This is a genomic window from Cedecea sp. P7760, assembly GCF_013386425.1.
Lineage (GTDB): Bacteria > Pseudomonadota > Gammaproteobacteria > Enterobacterales > Enterobacteriaceae > Cedecea > Cedecea selenatireducens.
In genome coordinates this window covers 1-21,365 of record NZ_JACARU010000053.1, presented here as the reverse complement: position 1 = coordinate 21,365, position 21,365 = coordinate 1, and the positions used below count along the sequence as shown (strand labels likewise).

36 protein-coding genes and 1 pseudogene are annotated in these 21,365 nt (G+C 51.1%); 31 read left to right on the top strand and 6 right to left on the bottom strand.

Going from position 1 to position 21,365, the window contains the following annotated elements; all coding sequences use genetic code 11:
* Window positions 1-4 precede the first annotated feature (4 nt).
* From rplV to HX778_RS18165, 25 genes and pseudogenes are all read left to right on the top strand, one after another.
* Complete coding sequence (gene rplV, locus HX778_RS18285) at window positions 5-337, top strand: 50S ribosomal protein L22 (protein WP_002919773.1); 333 nt, start codon at window positions 5-7, stop codon at window positions 335-337.
* 17 nt (window positions 338-354) lie between these two features.
* On the top strand, window positions 355-1,053 hold the full coding sequence (gene rpsC / locus HX778_RS18280; protein WP_006817277.1) for a 30S ribosomal protein S3: 699 nt from the start codon (window positions 355-357) through the stop codon (window positions 1,051-1,053).
* Between the two features lie 12 nt (window positions 1,054-1,065).
* Window positions 1,066-1,476, top strand: a complete 411-nt coding sequence (gene rplP / locus HX778_RS18275) for a 50S ribosomal protein L16 (protein ID WP_002438716.1) — start codon at window positions 1,066-1,068, stop codon at window positions 1,474-1,476.
* Complete coding sequence (gene rpmC / locus HX778_RS18270; RefSeq protein ID WP_008457158.1) at window positions 1,476-1,667, top strand: 50S ribosomal protein L29; 192 nt, start codon at window positions 1,476-1,478, stop codon at window positions 1,665-1,667. The genes rplP and rpmC overlap by 1 nt, the downstream gene beginning before the upstream one ends.
* Window positions 1,667-1,921, top strand: coding sequence for a 30S ribosomal protein S17 (gene rpsQ / locus HX778_RS18265; protein WP_008457160.1), 255 nt, complete (start codon window positions 1,667-1,669; stop codon window positions 1,919-1,921). The genes rpmC and rpsQ overlap by 1 nt, the downstream gene beginning before the upstream one ends.
* Before the next feature lie 166 nt (window positions 1,922-2,087).
* Window positions 2,088-2,459, top strand: a complete 372-nt coding sequence (gene rplN, locus HX778_RS18260) for a 50S ribosomal protein L14 (RefSeq protein WP_002438705.1) — start codon at window positions 2,088-2,090, stop codon at window positions 2,457-2,459.
* 10 nt (window positions 2,460-2,469) lie between these two features.
* Window positions 2,470-2,784, top strand: a complete 315-nt coding sequence (gene rplX, locus HX778_RS18255) for a 50S ribosomal protein L24 (RefSeq protein WP_016538464.1) — start codon at window positions 2,470-2,472, stop codon at window positions 2,782-2,784.
* A 14-nt stretch (window positions 2,785-2,798) separates the two neighbouring features.
* Window positions 2,799-3,338: a 50S ribosomal protein L5 gene (rplE, locus tag HX778_RS18250; protein WP_016538463.1), complete on the top strand. Its 540-nt coding sequence runs from the start codon at window positions 2,799-2,801 to the stop codon at window positions 3,336-3,338.
* A gap of 14 nt (window positions 3,339-3,352) precedes the next feature.
* Window positions 3,353-3,658, top strand: coding sequence for a 30S ribosomal protein S14 (gene rpsN / locus HX778_RS18245; RefSeq protein ID WP_038478228.1), 306 nt, complete (start codon window positions 3,353-3,355; stop codon window positions 3,656-3,658).
* 33 nt (window positions 3,659-3,691) lie between these two features.
* The gene (gene rpsH, locus HX778_RS18240; RefSeq protein WP_008457173.1) at window positions 3,692-4,084 is read left to right on the top strand and encodes a 30S ribosomal protein S8; all 393 of its coding nucleotides are present in this window, start codon (window positions 3,692-3,694) and stop codon (window positions 4,082-4,084) included.
* 13 nt (window positions 4,085-4,097) lie between these two features.
* Complete coding sequence (rplF, locus tag HX778_RS18235; protein WP_038478231.1) at window positions 4,098-4,631, top strand: 50S ribosomal protein L6; 534 nt, start codon at window positions 4,098-4,100, stop codon at window positions 4,629-4,631.
* Between the two features lie 9 nt (window positions 4,632-4,640).
* Window positions 4,641-4,994, top strand: a complete 354-nt coding sequence (gene rplR, locus HX778_RS18230) for a 50S ribosomal protein L18 (RefSeq protein ID WP_008457177.1) — start codon at window positions 4,641-4,643, stop codon at window positions 4,992-4,994.
* Window positions 4,995-5,008: 14 nt separating this feature from the next.
* Window positions 5,009-5,509 carry a 30S ribosomal protein S5 gene (gene rpsE / locus HX778_RS18225; protein ID WP_038478233.1) on the top strand — a complete coding sequence of 167 codons (501 nt, stop codon included), beginning with the start codon at window positions 5,009-5,011 and terminating at the stop codon, window positions 5,507-5,509.
* Window positions 5,510-5,515: 6 nt separating this feature from the next.
* Entirely contained in the window at window positions 5,516-5,695 is a 180-nt protein-coding gene (gene rpmD / locus HX778_RS18220; protein WP_004846568.1) for a 50S ribosomal protein L30, read from the top strand.
* A gap of 3 nt (window positions 5,696-5,698) precedes the next feature.
* Window positions 5,699-6,133, top strand: coding sequence for a 50S ribosomal protein L15 (gene rplO, locus HX778_RS18215; protein WP_008457184.1), 435 nt, complete (start codon window positions 5,699-5,701; stop codon window positions 6,131-6,133).
* Window positions 6,134-6,140: 7 nt separating this feature from the next.
* A complete protein-coding gene (secY, locus tag HX778_RS18210) occupies window positions 6,141-7,472 on the top strand; it encodes a preprotein translocase subunit SecY (protein ID WP_034499015.1) in 1,332 nt (443 codons plus the stop codon).
* 30 nt (window positions 7,473-7,502) lie between these two features.
* Complete coding sequence (gene rpmJ, locus HX778_RS18205; protein WP_008457187.1) at window positions 7,503-7,619, top strand: 50S ribosomal protein L36; 117 nt, start codon at window positions 7,503-7,505, stop codon at window positions 7,617-7,619.
* A gap of 146 nt (window positions 7,620-7,765) precedes the next feature.
* A complete protein-coding gene (gene rpsM / locus HX778_RS18200) occupies window positions 7,766-8,122 on the top strand; it encodes a 30S ribosomal protein S13 (protein ID WP_008457189.1) in 357 nt (118 codons plus the stop codon).
* A gap of 16 nt (window positions 8,123-8,138) precedes the next feature.
* Window positions 8,139-8,528 (top strand): 30S ribosomal protein S11, encoded by a 390-nt coding sequence (gene rpsK / locus HX778_RS18195; protein ID WP_008457192.1) that lies wholly within the window; start codon window positions 8,139-8,141, stop codon window positions 8,526-8,528.
* 33 nt (window positions 8,529-8,561) lie between these two features.
* On the top strand, window positions 8,562-9,182 hold the full coding sequence (gene rpsD / locus HX778_RS18190; RefSeq protein WP_038478242.1) for a 30S ribosomal protein S4: 621 nt from the start codon (window positions 8,562-8,564) through the stop codon (window positions 9,180-9,182).
* Between the two features lie 25 nt (window positions 9,183-9,207).
* Window positions 9,208-10,197 carry a DNA-directed RNA polymerase subunit alpha gene (gene rpoA / locus HX778_RS18185; RefSeq protein ID WP_008457196.1) on the top strand — a complete coding sequence of 330 codons (990 nt, stop codon included), beginning with the start codon at window positions 9,208-9,210 and terminating at the stop codon, window positions 10,195-10,197.
* Window positions 10,198-10,237: 40 nt separating this feature from the next.
* Window positions 10,238-10,624, top strand: coding sequence for a 50S ribosomal protein L17 (rplQ, locus tag HX778_RS18180; RefSeq protein WP_008457198.1), 387 nt, complete (start codon window positions 10,238-10,240; stop codon window positions 10,622-10,624).
* 112 nt (window positions 10,625-10,736) lie between these two features.
* Window positions 10,737-11,108 (top strand): DUF1992 domain-containing protein, encoded by a 372-nt coding sequence (locus tag HX778_RS18175; RefSeq protein ID WP_038478245.1) that lies wholly within the window; start codon window positions 10,737-10,739, stop codon window positions 11,106-11,108.
* Window positions 11,108-11,524, top strand: a complete 417-nt coding sequence (gene zntR / locus HX778_RS18170) for a Zn(2+)-responsive transcriptional regulator (RefSeq protein WP_038478248.1) — start codon at window positions 11,108-11,110, stop codon at window positions 11,522-11,524. The genes HX778_RS18175 and zntR overlap by 1 nt, the downstream gene beginning before the upstream one ends.
* A gap of 65 nt (window positions 11,525-11,589) precedes the next feature.
* Window positions 11,590-11,805 (top strand): annotated as a pseudogene (locus tag HX778_RS18165) (alternative ribosome-rescue factor A); the annotation flags it as partial.
* Window positions 11,806-11,809: 4 nt separating this feature from the next.
* Here HX778_RS18165 and mscL read toward each other — a convergent pair.
* From mscL to def, 5 genes are all read right to left on the bottom strand, one after another.
* Window positions 11,810-12,223, bottom strand: coding sequence for a large-conductance mechanosensitive channel protein MscL (gene mscL / locus HX778_RS18160; RefSeq protein ID WP_008457207.1), 414 nt, complete (start codon window positions 12,221-12,223; stop codon window positions 11,810-11,812).
* A gap of 154 nt (window positions 12,224-12,377) precedes the next feature.
* A complete protein-coding gene (gene trkA, locus HX778_RS18155; protein ID WP_038478251.1) occupies window positions 12,378-13,754 on the bottom strand; it encodes a Trk system potassium transporter TrkA in 1,377 nt (458 codons plus the stop codon).
* Between the two features lie 49 nt (window positions 13,755-13,803).
* Entirely contained in the window at window positions 13,804-15,093 is a 1,290-nt protein-coding gene (gene rsmB, locus HX778_RS18150) for a 16S rRNA (cytosine(967)-C(5))-methyltransferase RsmB (protein ID WP_176982712.1), read from the bottom strand.
* Window positions 15,094-15,166: 73 nt separating this feature from the next.
* A complete protein-coding gene (gene fmt / locus HX778_RS18145; protein WP_176982711.1) occupies window positions 15,167-16,114 on the bottom strand; it encodes a methionyl-tRNA formyltransferase in 948 nt (315 codons plus the stop codon).
* Window positions 16,115-16,128: 14 nt separating this feature from the next.
* The gene (gene def, locus HX778_RS18140; protein ID WP_038478260.1) at window positions 16,129-16,638 is read right to left on the bottom strand and encodes a peptide deformylase; all 510 of its coding nucleotides are present in this window, start codon (window positions 16,636-16,638) and stop codon (window positions 16,129-16,131) included.
* A gap of 128 nt (window positions 16,639-16,766) precedes the next feature.
* Here def and dprA point away from each other — a divergent pair, with 128 nt between their 5' ends.
* From dprA to HX778_RS18110, 6 genes are read left to right on the top strand one after another with little or no spacing between them, the layout of a single operon-like run.
* A complete protein-coding gene (gene dprA, locus HX778_RS18135; protein WP_071843015.1) occupies window positions 16,767-17,891 on the top strand; it encodes a DNA-protecting protein DprA in 1,125 nt (374 codons plus the stop codon).
* Window positions 17,863-18,336 (top strand): DUF494 family protein Smg, encoded by a 474-nt coding sequence (gene smg, locus HX778_RS18130; protein WP_038478269.1) that lies wholly within the window; start codon window positions 17,863-17,865, stop codon window positions 18,334-18,336. The genes dprA and smg overlap by 29 nt, the downstream gene beginning before the upstream one ends.
* Window positions 18,337-18,359: 23 nt before the next feature.
* On the top strand, window positions 18,360-18,902 hold the full coding sequence (locus HX778_RS18125) for a type I DNA topoisomerase (protein WP_176982710.1): 543 nt from the start codon (window positions 18,360-18,362) through the stop codon (window positions 18,900-18,902).
* A 4-nt stretch (window positions 18,903-18,906) separates the two neighbouring features.
* Entirely contained in the window at window positions 18,907-19,479 is a 573-nt protein-coding gene (tsaC, locus tag HX778_RS18120) for an L-threonylcarbamoyladenylate synthase type 1 TsaC (RefSeq protein ID WP_176982709.1), read from the top strand.
* Window positions 19,480-19,481: 2 nt separating this feature from the next.
* The gene (gene aroE / locus HX778_RS18115; protein ID WP_176982708.1) at window positions 19,482-20,300 is read left to right on the top strand and encodes a shikimate dehydrogenase; all 819 of its coding nucleotides are present in this window, start codon (window positions 19,482-19,484) and stop codon (window positions 20,298-20,300) included.
* Window positions 20,297-20,554, top strand: a complete 258-nt coding sequence (locus tag HX778_RS18110; protein ID WP_176982707.1) for a DUF1488 domain-containing protein — start codon at window positions 20,297-20,299, stop codon at window positions 20,552-20,554. The genes aroE and HX778_RS18110 overlap by 4 nt, the downstream gene beginning before the upstream one ends.
* Here HX778_RS18110 and HX778_RS18105 read toward each other — a convergent pair.
* Window positions 20,530-21,084 (bottom strand): gamma carbonic anhydrase family protein, encoded by a 555-nt coding sequence (locus HX778_RS18105; RefSeq protein ID WP_038483131.1) that lies wholly within the window; start codon window positions 21,082-21,084, stop codon window positions 20,530-20,532. The genes HX778_RS18110 and HX778_RS18105 overlap by 25 nt on opposite strands.
* Between the last annotated feature and the right edge of the window lie 281 nt (window positions 21,085-21,365).

Here is a 21,365-nt window from a genome sequence, read left to right as displayed (position 1 = left end):
AGAGATGGAAACTTTAGCTCAACATCGCCATGCTCGTTCTTCTGCTCAGAAGGTTCGCCTTGTTGCTGACCTGATTCGCGGTAAGAAAGTGTCGCAGGCTCTGGATATTCTGACCTACACCAATAAGAAAGCGGCTGTATTGGTTAAGAAAGTACTGGAATCTGCCATTGCTAACGCTGAACACAACGATGGCGCTGACATTGACGATCTGAAAGTCGCGAAAATCTTCGTAGACGAAGGCCCTAGCATGAAGCGCATTATGCCTCGTGCAAAAGGTCGTGCAGATCGCATCCTGAAGCGCACCAGCCACATTACTGTGGTTGTGTCCGATCGCTGAGACTCTGGAGACTAGCAATGGGTCAGAAAGTACATCCTAATGGTATTCGCCTGGGTATTGTAAAACCATGGAACTCAACCTGGTTTGCGAACACCAAAGAATTCGCTGACAACCTGGACAGCGATTTTAAAGTACGTCAGTACCTGACTAAGGAACTGGCTAAGGCGTCTGTATCTCGTATCGTTATCGAGCGTCCTGCTAAGAGCATCCGTGTGACCATTCACACCGCTCGCCCAGGTATCGTTATCGGTAAGAAAGGTGAAGACGTAGAAAAACTGCGCAAGGTCGTAGCGGATATCGCTGGCGTTCCTGCACAGATCAATATCGCCGAAGTTCGTAAACCTGAACTGGACGCAAAATTGGTTGCTGATAGCATCACTTCTCAGCTGGAGCGTCGTGTGATGTTCCGTCGTGCTATGAAGCGTGCTGTACAGAACGCAATGCGTCTGGGCGCTAAAGGGATCAAAGTTGAAGTTAGCGGCCGTCTGGGCGGCGCCGAGATCGCACGTACCGAATGGTACCGTGAAGGTCGCGTGCCGTTGCACACTCTGCGTGCTGACATCGACTACAACACCTCTGAAGCGCACACCACTTATGGTGTAATCGGCGTTAAGGTATGGATCTTCAAAGGTGAGATCCTGGGTGGTATGGCTGCTGTTGAACAACCGGAACCGGCTGCTCAACCTAAAAAGCAGCAGCGTAAAGGCCGTAAGTAAGGAGAGTCGCTGATGTTACAACCAAAGCGTACAAAATTCCGTAAAGTGCACAAAGGCCGCAACCGTGGTCTGGCGCAGGGCACGGATGTTAGCTTCGGCACTTTCGGTCTGAAAGCTGTTGGCCGTGGTCGTCTGACTGCCCGTCAGATCGAAGCAGCACGTCGTGCAATGACCCGTGCAGTTAAGCGTCAGGGTAAGATCTGGATCCGCGTATTCCCGGACAAACCGATCACCGAAAAGCCGCTTGAAGTGCGTATGGGTAAAGGTAAAGGTAACGTGGAGTATTGGGTTGCCTTGATCCAGCCAGGCAAAGTCCTGTATGAAATGGACGGCGTACCTGAAGAGCTGGCCCGTGAAGCCTTCAAGCTGGCAGCAGCAAAACTGCCTATCAAAACCACCTTTGTAACTAAGACGGTGATGTAATGAAAGCAAAAGAGCTGCGTGAAAAGAGCGTCGAAGAGCTGAACACCGAGCTGCTGAACCTGCTGCGTGAGCAGTTCAACCTGCGCATGCAGGCTGCAAGTGGCCAGCTGCAACAGACTCACCTGCTGAAGCAGGTTCGTCGTGATGTTGCACGTGTTAAGACTTTACTGACTCAGAAGGCGGGTGCGTAATGACCGATAAAATCCGTACTCTGCAAGGTCGCGTTGTCAGCGACAAAATGGAGAAATCCATTGTTGTTGCCATCGAACGTGTTGTGAAGCACCCGATCTACGGGAAATTCATCAAGCGTACGACCAAACTGCACGTACATGACGAGAACAACGAATGCGGTATCGGTGACGTGGTTGAAATCCGCGAATGCCGTCCGCTGTCCAAGACTAAGTCCTGGACGCTGGTTCGCGTTGTAGAGAAAGCGGTTCTGTAATACAGTAAGCCTTCTCAAACAAATAAACGGCTCAGCGATGAGCCGTTTATTTTTTCTACCCATATTCAGGAACCGGTGTTATAATGCCGCGCCCTCGTTTATGGGGCTTTTTAACGACCTGAATTTCAGGTCCCGAAGTAGTAGTTGACATTAGCGGAGCACTGAAATGATCCAAGAACAGACTATGCTGACCGTGGCCGACAACTCCGGCGCGCGTCGCGTAATGTGTATCAAGGTTCTGGGTGGCTCGCACCGTCGCTACGCAGGCGTCGGCGACATCATCAAAATTACCATCAAGGAAGCAATTCCTCGCGGTAAGGTGAAGAAAGGCGATGTGCTGAAAGCGGTAGTGGTGCGCACCAGGAAGGGTGTTCGTCGCCCGGACGGTTCTGTCATTCGCTTCGATGGTAATGCATGCGTTATTTTAAACAATAACAGCGAGCAGCCAATCGGCACGCGTATTTTTGGGCCGGTAACTCGTGAACTGCGTAATGAGAAGTTCATGAAAATTATCTCTCTGGCACCAGAAGTACTCTAAGGAGCGAATCATGGCAGCGAAAATCCGTCGTGATGACGAAGTTATCGTGTTAACCGGTAAAGATAAAGGTAAGCGCGGTAAAGTAAAAAATGTTCTGTCTTCCGGCAAGATCATTGTTGAAGGTATCAACCTGGTTAAGAAACATCAGAAGCCGGTTCCGGCCCTGAACCAACCAGGTGGCATCGTTGAAAAAGAAGCTGCAATTCAGGTTTCTAACGTTGCGCTCTTCAACGCGGCAACCGGCAAGGCTGACCGTGTAGGCTTTAGATTCGAAGACGGCAAAAAAGTCCGTTTCTTCAAGTCTAACAGCGAAACTATCAAGTAATTTGGAGTAGTACGATGGCGAAACTGCATGATTACTACAAAGACGAAGTAGTTAACAAACTCATGACTGAGTTTAGCTACAATTCTGTCATGCAAGTCCCTCGGGTCGAGAAGATCACCCTGAACATGGGTGTTGGTGAAGCGATCGCTGACAAGAAACTGCTGGATAACGCAGCAGCTGACCTGACAGCAATCTCCGGTCAAAAGCCGTTGATCACCAAAGCACGCAAATCTGTTGCAGGCTTCAAAATCCGTCAGGGCTATCCGATCGGCTGTAAAGTAACTCTGCGTGGCGAACGCATGTGGGAGTTCCTTGAGCGTCTGATCACTATTGCTGTACCGCGTATCCGTGACTTCCGTGGCTTGTCCGCTAAGTCTTTCGACGGCCGTGGTAACTACAGCATGGGTGTCCGTGAGCAGATCATCTTCCCAGAAATCGATTACGACAAAGTCGATCGCGTCCGTGGTTTGGATATTACCATTACCACTACTGCGAAATCTGATGATGAAGGCCGTGCTCTGCTGGCTGCCTTTAACTTCCCGTTCCGCAAGTAAGGTAGGGTTACTTCATGGCTAAGCAATCAATGAAAGCACGCGAAGTAAAGCGCGTTGCTTTGGCTGATAAATTCTTCGCTAAACGCGCAGAATTGAAAGCTATCATTTCTGATGTGAACGCGACCGACGAAGACCGTTGGAGCGCTGTTCTCAAGCTGCAAACTCTGCCGCGTGATTCCAGCCCGTCCCGTCAGCGTAAACGCTGCCGCCAGACTGGTCGTCCACATGGTTATGTGGGCAAGTTCGGGTTGAGCCGTATCAAGCTGCGTGAAGCCGCCATGCGCGGTGAAGTGCCTGGCTTGAAAAAGGCTAGCTGGTAATTGTCACCAATTGAATCACGGGAGTAGAGACAGATGAGCATGCAAGATCCGATCGCGGATATGCTGACCCGTATCCGTAACGGTCAGGCCGCGAACAAAGTTGCGGTCACCATGCCTTCCTCCAAGCTGAAAGTGGCAATCGCCAACGTGCTGAAGGAAGAAGGTTATATTGAAGAATTTAAAATTGAAGGCGACATCAAGCCTGAACTGGAACTGACTCTTAAGTATTTCCAGGGCAAGGCTGTGGTAGAGAGCATTCAGCGAGTCAGCCGCCCAGGTCTGCGCATCTATAAGAAAAAAGATGAGCTGCCTAAAGTTATGGCCGGTATGGGTATTGCTGTCGTTTCTACCTCTAAAGGTGTTATGACTGATCGTGCAGCGCGCCAGGCTGGTCTTGGTGGCGAAATTATCTGCTACGTAGCGTAATTGGAGGAATAAAATGTCTCGTGTTGCTAAAGCACCGGTCGTTGTTCCTGCAGGCGTAGAGGTAAAACTCAACGGTCAGGTTATTTCGATCAAAGGTAAAAACGGCGAGCTGACTCGTACTATCAACGATGCTGTTGAAGTAAAACACGCTGAAAATGCTCTGACTTTCGCTCCGCGCGAAGGTTTTGCAAACGCGTGGGCCCAAGCGGGTACCACTCGTGCGTTGTTGAACTCAATGGTTGTCGGTGTTACCGAAGGCTTCACTAAGAAGCTGCAGCTGGTTGGTGTAGGTTATCGTGCAGCCGTTAAAGGCGACGTGGTGAATTTAGCCCTGGGCTTCTCTCACCCTGTTGAGCATAAGCTGCCGGCAGGTATCACTGCTGAATGTCCGACTCAAACTGAAATCGTGCTGAAAGGCGCTGATAAGCAGATGATCGGTCAGGTTGCAGCAGATCTGCGCGCCTACCGTCGTCCTGAGCCTTATAAAGGCAAGGGTGTTCGTTACGCCGACGAAGTCGTGCGTACCAAAGAGGCTAAGAAGAAGTAAGGTAACACTATGGATAAGAAATCTGCTCGTATCCGTCGTGCGACCCGCGCACGTCACAAGCTCAAAGAGCTGGGTGCAACTCGCCTGGTGGTACATCGTACCCCGCGTCACATTTACGCACAGGTAATTGCACCAAACGGTTCTGAAGTTCTGGTAGCTGCATCTACTGTAGAAAAAGCTATCACTGAGCAACTGAAGTACACTGGGAACAAAGACGCCGCTGCTGCTGTAGGTAAAGCTGTAGCTGAGCGCGCGCTGGAAAAAGGCATCACCGTAGTTGCTTTTGACCGTGCTGGTTTCCAATATCATGGTCGTGTCCAGGCACTGGCAGATGCTGCCCGTGAAGCTGGCCTTCAGTTCTAAGGTAGAGGTGTAAGATGTCTCACATCGAAAAACAAGCTGGCGAACTGCAGGAAAAGCTGATCGCGGTAAATCGCGTATCTAAAACCGTTAAAGGCGGTCGTATTTTCTCCTTCACTGCTCTGACAGTGGTAGGCGACGGTAACGGTCGTATTGGTTTTGGTTACGGTAAAGCGCGTGAAGTTCCAGCAGCGATCCAGAAAGCGATGGAAAAAGCCCGTCGCAACATGATTAACGTCGCGCTGAACAGCGGCACCCTGCAGCACCCTGTTAAAGGTGTGCACACAGGTTCCCGTGTGTTCATGCAGCCGGCTTCCGAAGGTACCGGTATCATCGCCGGTGGTGCAATGCGCGCCGTCCTGGAAGTCGCTGGTGTTCATAACGTCTTGGCTAAAGCGTATGGTTCTACTAACCCGATTAACGTGGTTCGTGCAACTATCGATGGCCTGGCGAATATGAATTCTCCAGAAATGGTCGCTGCCAAGCGTGGTAAATCCGTTGAAGAAATTCTGGGGTAATTGACCATGGCAAAGACTATTAAAATAACTCAAACCCGCAGTGCAATCGGTCGTCTGCCGAAACACAAGGCAACGCTGCTTGGCCTGGGTCTGCGTCGTATTGGCCACACCGTAGAGCGCGAGGATACTCCTGCTGTACGTGGTATGGTCAACGCGGTTTCCTACATGGTTAAAGTTGAGGAGTAAGAGATGCGTTTAAATACTCTGTCTCCGGCCGAAGGGTCTAAGCACGCTTCCAAGCGTCTGGGTCGTGGTATCGGTTCTGGCCTCGGCAAAACCGGCGGTCGTGGTCACAAAGGTCAGAACTCTCGTTCTGGTGGTGGCGTACGTCGTGGTTTCGAAGGTGGTCAGATGCCGTTGTACCGTCGTCTGCCGAAATTCGGTTTCACCTCTCGCAAAGCAATGATCACGGCAGAAGTTCGTCTGTCCGATCTGGCGAAAGTTGAAGGCGACGTAGTTGACCTGAACACGCTGAAAGCAGCAAACATTATCGGTATTCAGATTGAGTTCGCGAAAGTGATCCTGTCTGGTGAGGTAACTCGTCCGGTAACTGTTAGCGGCCTGCGTGTGACCAAAGGCGCTCGTGCTGCTATCGAAGCTGCTGGCGGTAAAATCGAGGAATAAGTAGCAGATGGCAAAACAACCGGGATTAGATTTTCAAAGTGCTAAAGGCGGCCTCGGCGAGCTGAAACGCAGACTGATGTTTGTTATCGGTGCGCTGATTGTGTTTCGTATTGGCTCTTTTATTCCGATCCCTGGTATTGATGCCGCTGTACTTGCCAAACTGCTTGAGCAACAGCGAGGCACTATCATTGAAATGTTTAACATGTTCTCTGGTGGTGCTCTCAGCCGTGCTTCTATCTTCGCGCTGGGTATCATGCCGTACATTTCGGCATCGATCATCATTCAGCTGCTTACCGTGGTTCATCCCGCGCTGGCAGAGCTGAAGAAAGAAGGGGAGTCTGGTCGTCGTAAGATCAGCCAGTACACCCGTTACGGCACTCTGGTGCTGGCAATATTCCAGTCAATCGGTATTGCTACCGGTTTACCGAATATGCCTGGTATGCAGGGCCTGGTGTTAAATCCAGGCTTTGCATTCTATTTCACCGCTGTTGTAAGCCTTGTCACCGGGACAATGTTCCTGATGTGGCTGGGTGAACAGATTACTGAACGTGGTATCGGTAACGGTATCTCAATCATAATCTTCGCGGGTATCGTTGCGGGTCTTCCGCCGGCCGTTGGCCATACCATCGAGCAAGCAAGGCAAGGCGACCTGCACTTCCTCCTGTTGCTGTTGGTTGCAGTATTAGTATTTGCAGTGACCTTCTTCGTTGTTTTTGTTGAGCGTGGCCAGCGCCGCATTGTGGTCAACTACGCTAAACGTCAACAGGGTCGTCGTGTCTATGCTGCGCAGAGCACACATTTACCGCTGAAAGTGAACATGGCCGGGGTTATCCCTGCGATCTTCGCCTCCAGTATTATTCTGTTCCCGGCAACCATCGCGTCATGGTTCGGGGGCGGTACCGGTTGGAACTGGCTGACAACAATTTCGCTGTATTTGCAGCCTGGGCAACCGCTTTATGTGTTACTCTATGCGTCTGCAATCATCTTCTTCTGTTTCTTCTACACGGCGTTGGTTTTCAACCCGCGTGAAACAGCAGATAACCTGAAGAAGTCCGGTGCATTTGTACCAGGAATTCGTCCGGGAGAACAAACGGCGAAGTATATCGATAAAGTAATGACCCGCCTGACTCTGGTTGGTGCGCTGTACATTACCTTTATCTGCCTAATCCCGGAGTTCATGCGCGATGCAATGAAAGTGCCGTTCTACTTCGGTGGGACCTCACTGCTGATCGTTGTTGTCGTTATCATGGACTTTATGGCTCAAGTGCAAACTCTGATGATGTCAAGTCAGTATGAGTCTGCATTGAAGAAAGCGAACCTGAAAGGCTACGGCCGTTAATTGTCGCTTGAGAAGTTACGGAGAGTAAAAATGAAAGTTCGTGCTTCCGTCAAGAAATTATGTCGTAACTGCAAAATCGTTAAGCGTGACGGTGTTATTCGCGTGATTTGCAGCGTAGAGCCGAAGCATAAACAGCGTCAAGGCTGATTATCTCGCATATTTTTCTTGCAAAGTTGGGTTGAGCTGGCTAGATTAGCCAGCCAATCTTTTGTATGTCTATGCGTTTCCATTTGAGTATCCTGAAAACGGGCTTTTCGGCATGGGACGCATAATCTAAATAGTAGGAGTGCATAGTGGCCCGTATAGCAGGCATTAACATTCCTGATCAAAAACACGCCGTGATCGCATTAACTTCGATCTACGGTGTCGGCAAGACTCGCTCCAAGGCCATTTGCGCTGCGGCGGGTATCGCTGAAGATGTTAAGATCAGTGAGCTGTCTGAAGAACAAATCGACACGCTGCGTGACGAAGTTGCCAAATTTGTCGTTGAAGGTGATCTGCGCCGTGAAGTGAGTATGAGCATCAAGCGTCTGATGGACCTTGGTTGCTATCGCGGTTTGCGTCATCGTCGTGGTCTGCCAGTGCGCGGTCAGCGTACTAAGACCAACGCCCGTACCCGTAAGGGTCCGCGCAAACCGATCAAGAAATAATCGGGGTGATTGAATAATGGCAAAGGCACCAATTCGTGCACGTAAACGTGTAAGAAAAACAGTCTCTGACGGCGTGGCTCATGTCCATGCTTCTTTCAACAACACCATCGTTACTATTACCGATCGTCAGGGTAATGCGTTGGGTTGGGCAACTGCCGGTGGTTCCGGTTTCCGTGGTTCTCGCAAATCCACTCCGTTTGCAGCTCAGGTTGCAGCAGAGCGTTGCGCAGAAGCCGTGAAAGAATACGGTATCAAGAACCTGGAAGTTATGGTTAAGGGTCCGGGTCCAGGCCGCGAATCAACTATTCGTGCTCTGAACGCCGCTGGTTTCCGCATCACTAATATTACTGATGTGACTCCGATCCCTCACAACGGTTGTCGTCCGCCGAAAAAACGCCGCGTATAACGCTTCGTTTTCTAGGATTGTTGGAGAAAGAAAATGGCAAGATATTTGGGTCCTAAGCTCAAGCTGAGCCGTCGTGAGGGCACAGACCTGTTCCTTAAGTCTGGCGTTCGCGCGATCGATACCAAGTGTAAGATTGAACAAGCTCCTGGCCAGCACGGTGCGCGTAAACCGCGTCTGTCTGACTATGGTGTGCAGTTGCGTGAAAAGCAGAAAGTTCGCCGTATCTACGGTGTGCTGGAGCGTCAGTTCCGTAACTATTATAAAGAAGCAGCTCGTCTGAAAGGCAACACCGGTGAAAACCTGTTGGCTCTGCTGGAAGGTCGTCTGGACAACGTAGTTTACCGTATGGGCTTCGGCGCCACTCGTGCAGAATCACGTCAGTTGGTTAGCCACAAAGCAATTATGGTAAATGGTCGCGTTGTTAACATCGCTTCTTATCAGGTAACTCCGAATGACGTAGTCAGCATCCGTGAGAAAGCCAAAAAGCAATCTCGCGTTAAGGCCGCTCTGGAGCTGGCTGAGCAGCGTGAAAAGCCAACCTGGCTGGAAGTTGATGCTGCCAAGATGGAAGGTGTGTTCAAGCGTAAGCCTGAGCGTACTGATCTGTCCGCGGACATTAACGAACACCTGATCGTCGAGCTTTACTCCAAGTAAAGCTTAGTACCAAAGAGAGGACACAATGCAGGGTTCTGTGACAGAGTTTCTAAAACCACGCCTGGTAGATATCGAGCAAGTGAGTTCGACGCACGCCAAGGTGACCCTTGAGCCGTTAGAGCGTGGCTTTGGCCATACTCTTGGTAACGCACTGCGCCGTATTCTGCTTTCATCGATGCCGGGTTGCGCGGTGACTGAGGTTGAGATTGATGGTGTACTGCACGAGTACAGCACCAAAGAAGGCGTTCAGGAAGATATCCTGGAAATCCTGCTCAACCTGAAAGGGCTGGCGGTAAGAGTTCAAGGTAAAGATGAAGTTATTCTTACCCTGAATAAATCTGGCATTGGCCCTGTGACCGCAGCCGACATCACCCATGATGGTGATGTCGAAATCGTCAAGCCGCAGCATGTGATCTGCCACCTGACCGATGAGAACGCCGCTATTAGCATGCGTATCAAAGTTCAGCGCGGTCGCGGTTATGTGCCGGCTTCTACCCGAATTCATTCGGAAGAAGATGAGCGCCCAATCGGCCGTCTGCTGGTCGACGCCTGCTACAGCCCTGTAGAGCGTATTGCCTACAATGTTGAAGCAGCGCGTGTAGAACAGCGTACCGACCTGGACAAGCTGGTCATCGAAATGGAAACCAACGGCACAATCGATCCTGAAGAGGCGATTCGTCGTGCGGCAACCATTCTGGCAGAACAACTTGAAGCTTTCGTTGACCTACGTGATGTGCGTCAGCCGGAAGTTAAAGAAGAGAAACCAGAATTCGATCCGATCTTGCTGCGCCCTGTTGACGATCTGGAATTGACTGTCCGCTCTGCTAACTGCCTTAAGGCAGAAGCTATCCACTATATCGGTGATCTGGTACAGCGTACCGAGGTTGAGCTACTCAAAACGCCTAACCTGGGTAAAAAATCTCTTACCGAGATTAAAGACGTGCTGGCTTCTCGTGGTTTGTCTCTGGGCATGCGCCTGGAAAACTGGCCACCAGCAAGCATTGCTGACGAGTAACCGGATCACAGGTTAAGGTTTTACTGAGAAGGATAAGGTCATGCGCCATCGTAAGAGTGGTCGTCAACTGAACCGCAACAGCAGCCATCGCCAGGCTATGTTCCGCAACATGGCAGGTTCACTGGTTCGTCATGAGATCATCAAGACGACCCTGCCTAAAGCGAAAGAGCTGCGTCGCGTAGTTGAGCCGCTGATTACTCTTGCCAAGACTGACAGCGTTGCTAATCGTCGTCTGGCATTCGCCCGTACTCGTGATAACGAGATCGTGGCAAAACTGTTTAACGAACTGGGTCCGCGTTTTGCGAGCCGTGCAGGTGGTTACACTCGTATTCTGAAGTGTGGCTTCCGTGCTGGTGACAATGCTCCGATGGCTTACATCGAGCTGGTTGATCGCGCCGAGTCTCAAACAGAAGCTGCTGCAGAGTAATCTGTAGTAACGTAGAAAAACCGGGCTTGCCCGGTTTTTTTATATCCAGAATATCCCCTTCCCGATACTTTCCTCGTATTCTTGTATTACTCCTTGTTGATCTGAGGTCGCTATGTGGTTACTCGATCAGTGGGCGGAACGACATATTGTTGATGCCCAGCGTAACGGTGATTTTGATTGTCTGCCGGGCAGCGGTGAACCCATAATGCTCGATGATGACAGTCATGTTCCTCCCGAACTCCGTGCCGGATACCGTCTGCTTAAAAATGCGGGTTGTTTACCGCCGGAGATGCAGCAACGTAAAGATGCGCTTGAGCTGGTTGATCTGCTGAAAACGGTGCATGCTCAGAGCGAGGAATACCAGGCAATCAGCAGCAAGCTCGCACTGCTTGAGCTCAAGCTTCGTCAGGCAGGCATAAATACAGATTTCTTACGCGGTGAGTATGCCGTAAAACTGATGCAGCAAATTGTCGAGGAAAAATGATGTTTCGTATAGGTGAGCTGGCAAAGCTGGCAGATGTGACGCCAGATACTATTCGTTATTATGAAAAACAGCAGATGATGGATCATGAGGTGCGAACTGAAGGTGGTTTTCGCCTTTACAGCGACAGCGATCTCCAGCGCCTTAAGTTCATCCGTTACGCCAAGCAGCTGGGGTTTACTCTGGAAGCCATCCGCGAACTGCTGTCGATCCGTATCGATCCTGAGCACCATACCTGTCAGGAATCTAAAGGCATTGTGCAAAGCCGGCTAAGCGAGGTAGAGTCCAAAATTAAAGAATTGCAGAATATGCGACGTTCGCTGCAGCGCCTGAACGATGCTTGCTGCGGTACCGCACACAGCAGCGTTTACTGCTCAATCCTGGAAGCTCTGGAGCAGGGAGCAAGCAGTAAGAAATAGTCGCTTGATCTTTTTTTGAACAAAGAATAGACTCGCGGCGCTAATTAAAGCCATCTGGAGTAATTATGAGCACTAAATACCGCCATCAAAAAGGCCAAATTAAAGATAACGCCATTGAGGCTCTGTTACATGACCCACTGTTCAGGCAAAGAGTAGAGAAGAATAAGAAAGGGAAAGGCAGTTATCAGCGCAACGAGAAACACGGTAATCGGGGTAACTGGGAGGCCAGTGGCAAACAAGCAATGAGCTTTTTTACCACTGGCCTTCTGCTTTTAGCAGCCAGTATTAATTACGCTGGTTCTGTTCTTTTAGCAGGTCGCGGATTTCGCTCAGCAATACTTCCTCTTTAGAAGGTGCCGGAGGTGCCGCAGGCTCTTCAGCCTTCTTACGGTTTAGTTTATTAATCACTTTGATGGCCATGAAGATGGCAAATGCAACAATCACGAAGTCAAAAATATTCTGAATAAAGACGCCGTAGTGCATGACCACTGCAGGCACATCACCCTGCGCGTCACGCAGCGTCAGTGCAAACTGCTTAAAATCAACCCCCCCAATCAGCAGACCCAGTGGCGGCATAATAATATCCGCAACCAGCGAGGAAACAATTTTCCCGAATGCTGCACCAATAATCACACCCACTGCCAAATCAACAACGTTCCCGCGCATCGCGAATTCGCGAAACTCTTTTAAAATACTCATTTATCTCTCCTTGTGCCGGCTGACAGTAATAATTCTAACAAAGGATGTCTTAATTTCCATTGCCGCAGGAAATAAGATTTTTTTGTTAATTCCATAATAGTAAAGTGGTTTTCTTACAAAGAAACGGGACAGAAAGATTTCTGCCCCGGTGAGTTTAGAGGAAGAATGGGCTTGGCTGGAACAGCCGCTCTACATCGCTGACAAATTTCTTATCCGTTAAGAACATAATCACGTGATCGCCCTGCTCTATACGCAGGTTGTCATTGGCGATCATGACATCATTGCCACGTACCACGGCGCCGATGATCGTCCCTGGCGGAAGCTTTATTTCATCAATCACTCGTCCTACAACGCGGGAAGTACTTTCGTCACCGTGTGCAACGGCTTCGATGGCTTCAGCAACGCCGCGGCGAAGGGATGAAACACCAACAATATCGGCTTTGCGAACATGTCCCAACAGGGCAGAAATCGTTGCCTGCTGGGGAGAGATAGCAATATCGATAACGCTGCCCTGCACTAAATCGACATAGGCGTTACGCTGTATGAGAACCATGACTTTTTTGGCCCCCATACGCTTGGCCAGCATGGCCGACATAATATTGGCTTCATCATCGTTGGTAACCGCAATAAACAGATCGACCTGATCGATATGCTCTTCAGCCAGCAATTCCTGATCTGAGGCGTCGCCATAAAATACGATGGTATTTTGTAGCATTTCCGCAAGCTCAGAAGCGCGCTGCTGGTCGCGTTCAATCAGTTTTACGCTGTAATCTTTCTCCAGGCGGTGGGCCAGACCTGCGCCAATATTACCGCCGCCCACCAGCATAATACGCTTATAAGGTTTCTCCAGACGCTGAAGCTCGCTCATAACCGCACGGATATTCTGCGAAGCCGCTATAAAGAAGACCTCATCGCCTGCTTCAACGATGGTCGACCCCTGTGGGCGAATAGGACGATCATGACGGAAAATTGCGGCGACACGCGTATCGATATGCGGCATATGTTCGCGCATGGTGGAAAGTGCATTACCTACCAGTGGACCACCGTAGTAGGCCTTTACTACCGCCAGACTCACTTTGCCTTCTGCGAAATTTACGACCTGAAGTGCGCCAGGGTATTCAATCAGGCGATAAATATTGTCGATGACCAGCTGTTCTGGAGCAATCAGGTGATCGATAGGCACCGCTTCCGCATTGAACAGTTTCTCCGCATCGCGAACATAGTCCGGCGCTCGAATACGGGCAATCCTGTTTGGCGTGTTAAACAGTGAATAGGCCACCTGGCAGGCGATCATATTCGTTTCATCAGAGCTGGTAACGGCAACCAGCATGTCTGCGTCATCCGCACCCGCCTCACGAAGTACCCGGGGATGAGACCCATGGCCCTGGACTACACGCAGATCGAACTTGTCCTGCAGAATACGCAGGCGAGCCTGGTTGGTATCGACGACGGTGATATCGTTGTTCTCACCGACCAGGTTTTCCGCCAGAGTGCCGCCGACCTGACCGGCACCCAGAATGATTATTTTCATCGTTTATCGCTTCACGAGTGATGAAACTTATGACTTGCCCTGAAGGGAGTCAGCTCTTAATTAGCTTAGCGTAGTAGAAGCCGTCGCCGTCGTCTGCCGCGGGCAGATTTTGAATGCCGGGCCTCTTTTCGTCACCGGTTTCAACCAGTTTGGCATCGGCATGACTCGCCAGAAACGCGCTGACCTGATCTTTGTTTTCGTCAGGCAGAATAGAACAGGTAGCATAAACCAGCGTACCGCCTGATTTCAGGTGAGGCCAGATAGCGTCCAGAATTTCTTTTTGCAGGGCAACCAGCTCGGCGATATCCCTGTCACGGCGTAGCCACTTGATGTCTGGATGGCGACGAATGACGCCGGTTGCCGAGCACGGTGCATCAAGCAGAATGCGATCAAACTTAGTGTCGCCGCACCACTGTACCGGGAAACGACCGTCTCCCTGCTTCACCTCTGCTTTCATACCTAACCGCGCAAGGTTTTCATGCACGCGTTTCAGACGCTGAGCATCAACGTCGACGGCCATGACTTTTGCGTTCGGTGCAGCTTCCAGAATATGTGTCGTCTTGCCGCCTGGGGCGGCACAAAGATCCAGTATGGTATCGCCGTTTTGCGGATCTAAAAGATCAACGCTTCCCTGAGCAGAAGCATCCTGAACCGTCACCCAGCCTTGTTCAAATCCTGGTAAAGCCTGGACAGGGGCCGGTGCATCAAGGCGCACCGCGTCACTGTATTTTGGATGGATATGTCCTTCGAGACCTGCTTCAGCAAGCAATGCCATCCAGGCTTCTCGGGTATGATGCTGACGATTTACACGCAGCCACATTGGGGGACGCTGATTGTTCGCATCGACAATGGCTTCCCAGCTCTCCGGATAAGCTTTCTTCAGGCGCTGCAGCAGCCAGCTTGGGTGCAGAAAACGACTTTCATGATTAGCGGCTTCCGCCATCAGGCTTTCCTGCTGACGCTGGAACTGACGCAGTACGCCGTTGATTAAGCCCTTGAATGCCTGCCGCTTAATAGCGATTGCGCCTTCAACGGTTTCGGCAAGCGCCGCGTGTGGAGGAATGCGGGTATACAGAAGCTGATAGAAGCCGACCATAATTAAGTAATGGATCGTGCGCTGTTTTCCGGTCATCGGACGCGACATGAGTTTGCCAACCAGCCAGTCCAGCTGCGGGAGAGTACGCAGCACGCCAAAGCACAGCTCCTGCAGCAGGGCTCTGTCTTTATCCGAGACTTTCTGCTGTACCGCAGGCAGTACATTACTTAATGATTGTCCTTGCTCGACAACTTGTTCAATAGTTTGGGCAGCCAGGCTGCGAAGATTCAGTGTTTTTTTCATTACCGTGCTCTGGTTTTTCCAGCGCTATAAACAAAAATGCCCAGGTTACCCCGGGCGTATAGGTGCGGTTTTATCAGGCCAGGACCGTTCCAGGCTCAAACCATTCACGGCGTGAGTTCAGGAGATCCTGTGCTTTCATGGCTTTTTTACCGGCGGGCTGCAGTTCTTCAAGATTCAGAATGCCGTCAGCGGTCGCGACCTGAATGCCCTGTTTACTGGCGGCAACAATGGTGCCGGGCACCGAGTTTGCCTGAGTGCTGATGACCGAAGCACGCCAGACTTTCAGCGGCTGCCCGTCAATCTCCAGCCAGCTCATTGGCCACGGGTTAAAGGCGCGAATGCAGCGTTCCAATTGAGCGGCGGAAAGATTCCAGTTGATGCGTGCTTCTTCCTTGCTGAGCTTCTCAGCATAGGTCACCAGCGCTTCATCCTGCACTTCTGGTTTGGCTGTTCCGTTGGCTAACTGTTGAAGCGTGTCCAGGAGACCTTGTGGACCAAGTCCTGCCAGCTTATCGTACAGCGTACCGCTGGTATCTTCTGCTTCAATCGGGCAGGACAGCTTATACAGCATATTGCCGGTATCGAGGCCGATGTCCATTTGCATGATTGTGACGCCAGTTTCTGCATCGCCCGCCCATAAAGAACGCTGGATCGGTGCGGCACCGCGCCAGCGTGGCAGTAGCGAACCATGTACGTTCACGCAGCCCAGACGAGGCATATCAAGCACCGCCTGCGGTAAAATCAGGCCGTAGGCAACCACAACCATCACATCGGCATTGAGATCGGCAACAAGCTGCTGATTTTCCGCCTTGCGAAGCGTAGCGGGTTGAAAGACCGGAATGCCTTTATCTTCAGCCAGCACTTTTACCGGGCCTGGCATAAGTTTTTTACCACGGCCTGCAGGGCGGTCTGGTTGCGTAAAGACGCCGACAACCTGGTGCTGAGAAGACAACAGCGCGTCAAGATGACGCGCTGCAAAATCGGGGGTTCCGGCGAAAATAATACGCAGAGAATCTGACACGTTGCTTATTGTCCTTAAGCTTTCGCTTTCAAACGGTCGAGTTTTTCAACTTTCTGACGAATACGTTGCTGTTTCAGCGGCGACAGATAATCGATAAACAGTTTACCGACCAGGTGATCCATTTCGTGCTGGATACAAATAGCCAGCAGACCATCCGCTTCCAGTTCAAACGTTTTACCTTCACGGTCCAGCGCACGAATCTTCACTTTCTCCGCGCGTGGCACCAGTGCTCGCTGTTCCGGAATAGACAGACAGCCTTCTTCGATACCGGTCTCGCCGCTTTTTTCCAGCAGCTCTGGGTTAATCAGCACCAGCTGCTCGTCGCGGTTTTCAGAAACATCAATAACGATGATGCGCTGATGAATATCAACCTGCGTAGCGGCCAGGCCAATACCTTCTTCGTCATACATTGTTTCGAACATATCATCGACGATGCGCTGAATGTCCGCATTCACTTTTTCGACCGGTTTAGCGACTTTGCGAAGGCGCTCGTCGGGAATATGTAATACTTGCAAAACTGCCATAAATATCCAGAGCTGTGTTCAGTAGTAGAAAGGATTATTCCCTCTATTCTAGACATTTCCCCGGCTGATTGACAGCATCAGTGACCAATCGCAAGGATTGCTTTTATGGCCTGTGGCAGGAGGAAATGGTGCTGCGAACGGAGATTTGGTTACGTCTTATGGCTGTTAAAGGACTAAGTGGTGATAAGTTCCTAAAAATAGCCCACTTCCTGCAACGCAGCCCCGCAATAGATAGAGCAAGCTTGCCTGGCTCGGGATTAAGCGCAAGCGAATGTGCACTCTTTAATGCATTTGATGAGCGTCAGCTTGAAGCCAGTCTCAGATGGCTTGATAAACCGGGGCACTACTTGCTGACGGCGGAAGATGCTCATTACCCGGAACAGCTTCGCGCTATAAATGATTATCCTGCAGCCCTCTTTGTAGCCGGGGATCCCTCGCAACTTAGCCAAAATCAGCTCGCCGTTGTCGGCAGTCGTAATCTCTCCGATTACGGTGAACGCAATTGTCGGCAGTTCTGTGAGGAACTTGCTCAGGCAGGGCTGGTAATAACCAGTGGTCTGGCTTTGGGAATTGACGGTGTTGCTCATCGTGCTGCCCTGAGTGTTCAAGGTAAAACAATTGCCGTGCTGGGTAATGGTTTAGGCAGCGTTCATCCTAAACGCCATCTGATGCTGGCCAGGCAAATTGTGGAACAGGGCGGGGCAGTAGTGTCTGAATTTCCCCTTTCCTGCACGCCGTGGCCATCGAACTTTCCGTGGCGCAATCGTGTCATCAGCGGATTAAGCCGGGCTGTCTTGGTGGTGGAGGCCGGGGAGCGAAGCGGATCTCTGGTTACCGCTCGTTATGCCGTTGAGCAGGGAAGAGAGGTGTTTGCCTTGCCAGGCACGATTGGTAGCCCAGGCAGTGAAGGCCCACATTGGCTGATTCAGCAGGGTGCAAATCTGGCCCGAAGCCCGCAGGATATCCTCGATTATCTGTCCTCTGAACTGCACTGGCTCCCCGCTTCGCACAATGTGCCAATATATTCGCCAAATCAACAAGACGGCGCATTGCCATTTCCCAATCTGTTGGCTAACGTAGGAGATGAGGTTACACCTGTTGACGTCGTCGCTGAACGTGCCGGCCAACCTGTGCCAGAGACGGTAGCTCAGCTACTCGAACTGGAGTTAGCAGGATGGATCGCAGCTGTACCCGGCGGCTATGTCCGATTGAGGAGGGCATGCCATGTTCGACGTACTAATGTACTTATTTGAAACCTACATCCACAGCGAAGCAGAAATGCGCGTTGACCAGGATAAGCTGACGAGCGATCTCACCGACGCGGGTTTTGATCGTGAGGACATTTTTAACGCCTTAGTGTGGCTTGAAAAGCTGGCTGACTATCAGGAAGGTTTGACCGAGCCGATGCAGCTTGCTGCGGATCCTCTCTCCATGCGTATTTTCACCGCAGAAGAGAGCCAGCGGCTCGATGCGGACTGCCGGGGCTTTTTACTGTTCCTTGAGCAGATTCAGGTGCTAAATCTCGAAACCCGTGAAATGGTTATTGAGCGCGTACTGGCGCTGGATACCGCAGAATTCGAACTTGAAGATCTGAAATGGGTTGTGCTGATGGTGTTGTTCAATATTCCGGGTTGTGAAAACGCCTACCAGCAAATGGAAGAATTACTCTTCGAGGCAAATGAAGGTATGCTGCACTAAATTGAGTTGCAGCATGAGATGTTATGGCCAAGTCAGCACTGTTCTCGGTGCCAAAAAATGAACCCTGCCCCCAATGCGGGGCAGAGTTAACAATACGTTCCGGTAAACACGGCCCATTTTTGGGCTGTTCCCACTACCCGGAATGCGACTATGTTCGCCCGCTAAAGAGCCAGGCCGATGGCCATATAGTTAAAGTGCTTGATGGTCAGCAGTGTCCGGTTTGTCAGGCCACGCTCGTGTTACGTCAGGGGCGTTTTGGCATGTTTATCGGCTGCAGCAACTATCCTGAATGCGAACACACGGAAGTCATTGATAAACCTGATGAGACCGCGATAGCTTGCCCGCAATGCCAGAAAGGGCAATTGGTTCAGCGGCGTTCGCGCTACGGCAAAACCTTCTGGTCTTGCGATTGCTACCCGGAGTGCCAGTTCGTCATCAACTTGAAGCCGGTAGCGGGCATCTGCTCTGACTGTCAGTACCCGCTGCTTATTGAAAAGAAAACGGCCCAGGGCGTGAAACGCTTCTGTGCCAATAAACAATGTGGAAAGCCGGTAACGGCGGAATAAGCCAGTGAATAATAACCTGCCTGAAGGCCAGCTCGCGCAGATCGTAGCGGCCCTGAAAGAACAGCAAGTCATCGCTTACCCAACCGAAGCCGTATTTGGCGTCGGTTGCGATCCCGACAGTGAGCTCGCGGTTACCCGTCTGTTAGAACTGAAACAGCGTCCGGTAGAAAAGGGACTTATCCTTATTGCGGCCGATTTTGATCAACTGAAACCTTACATTAACGTCGCTGCACTGAGCGAAGAACGGCTTTCCTCGGTGTTCGCCAATTGGCCTGGGCCAGTTACGTTTGTTTTCCCTGCTTTGCCTTCCACACCAAAATGGCTGACCGGGCGTTTTGATTCTCTGGCGGTGCGCGTGACCAATCACCCGCTAGTGAAAGAGCTATGCCTTGCCTACGATAAACCGCTGGTGTCGACCAGTGCGAACCTTACAGGTCTGCCTCCGTGCCGCACTGCGCAGGAAGTCCTGCAGCAGTTTGGTGAGAGCTTCCCGGTGCTTATGGGAGACACCGGTGGGCGACTGAACCCTTCAGAAATCCGCGATGCCTTAACCGGCGAACTCTTCCGTCAGGGGTAATTATGGAAACCTTCGCCGTCTTCGGGAACCCTATTCAACACAGCAAGTCTCCTCTTATTCACCGCCTTTTCGCCGGGCAAACAGGCATTGAGCATTCTTACGGACGCGTGCTTGCTCCGCTGGACGAGTTTGTTGAAACGCTGGATGCTTTCTTTAATGAAGGGGGCAGAGGCGCCAACGTCACGGTGCCTTTTAAAGAGCAGGCTTTTGCCCATGCGGACGAACTGACGGAGCGCGCAGCACTTGCGGGCGCGGTCAATACGCTCAAGCGCCTGGAGGATGGTCGTTTGCTTGGGGACAATACCGACGGTATTGGTTTATTGAGCGATCTTGAACGTTTGAAGCTGATCAAACCTGGCGATCGTATTCTGCTGGTGGGCGCCGGCGGTGCCGCACGTGGTGTTTTGTTACCGCTTCTGTCACTGGACTGCTCGGTTACGATAACTAACCGAACGTTTGCAAAGGCCGAAGAGCTTGCCACGCTCTTTCACCACACGGGCAGCGTTAATGCCGTCGCAATGGATAAGCTCGAAGGGCATGAGTTTGATCTGCTGATCAATGCCACGTCCAGCGGGATTGGCGGCGAAATTCCTGCGTTGCCGGTTTCTCTCCTTTCGCACCGCGTAAGCTGTTATGACATGTTTTACCAGAAAGGACTGACGCCCTTCTTGAACTGGGCCGTCGGGCACGGCGTAGTCCACTATGCGGACGGTTTGGGCATGCTGGTGGGGCAGGCCGCACATGCCTTTATGCTTTGGCATGGCGTTATGCCGGAGGTTGCACCGGTTATTGAAACTTTGAAAAGAGAAATGACGGCGTGAACCAGGCCATTCAGTTCCCGGATCGTGAACGCTGGGATGAAGAACGCCAGGCTGTTTGCTTTCCGGCGTTGGTTAATGGCTTTCAGGTGGGTTGTGCTATGGCCTCGGAGGCAATTGCCGCTCGCTTTGGTGGCAATTGCGCAGAAGAGTGGCTCTCTTTATTCCGGGAGCATCGCTGGGATATTGAAGAAGAAGTCGAAAGCCTTATCGAAGACGAGCAGGAAGGCGATCAGGGCTGGTACTGGCTGTCCTGAGCCAGATACTCATCTTTCCAGCGGACATAATTGTTAGCGGAGTAGAGCAAGCCGGCCAGCTCCGCTTCAGTCAGACGGCGAATCTGTTTTACCGGACTGCCTAAATAGAGATAACCGCTCTCCAGACGTTTGTTCTGCGGTACCAGGCTGCCAGCGCCAATCATCACATCATCTTCTATTACTACCCCATCCAACAAGATCGATCCCATACCGACTAATACCCGATTGCCAATCGTGCAGCCGTGCAGCATAACCTTATGGCCTACCGTCACATCTTCGCCAACGATCAGCGGGTTCCCTTCGGGCTTATAAGAAGACTTATGGGTAACATGAAGAACGCTTCCATCCTGAATGTTGGTACGTGCGCCAATCGTCACGGTGTTTACGTCCCCGCGAATGGCGACTAACGGCCAGATACTGACATCGTCAGCCAGTTTTACATCACCGATCGCCACGCTGGTGGGATCAACCATGACTCGTTCGCCCAGTTTTGGGAAAGTTTTTTGAAAAGCACGCAGTACCGCAGACATAAACACCTCAGGTAAATTCATTGCATGAATAGACTGTGGCTGCTTTCTTGAGCAATGGCAAGGGAGTAAAGGGCTGGAAAGAGGGCAGATCGAACAGGATCTCAGCGAAAAGTGTGAAAACTAAACATTCAGAAAAAAAGATCGAAAAAGTACTTGTGCTAAAAAGTGGGATCCCTATAATGCGCCTCCATCGAGACGGCACAGTGAATCACTTCACAAATTAGCCGGTTCGATAAAGAGAAAAAATCCTGAAAATCGGGGTTGACTCTGAAAGAGGAAAG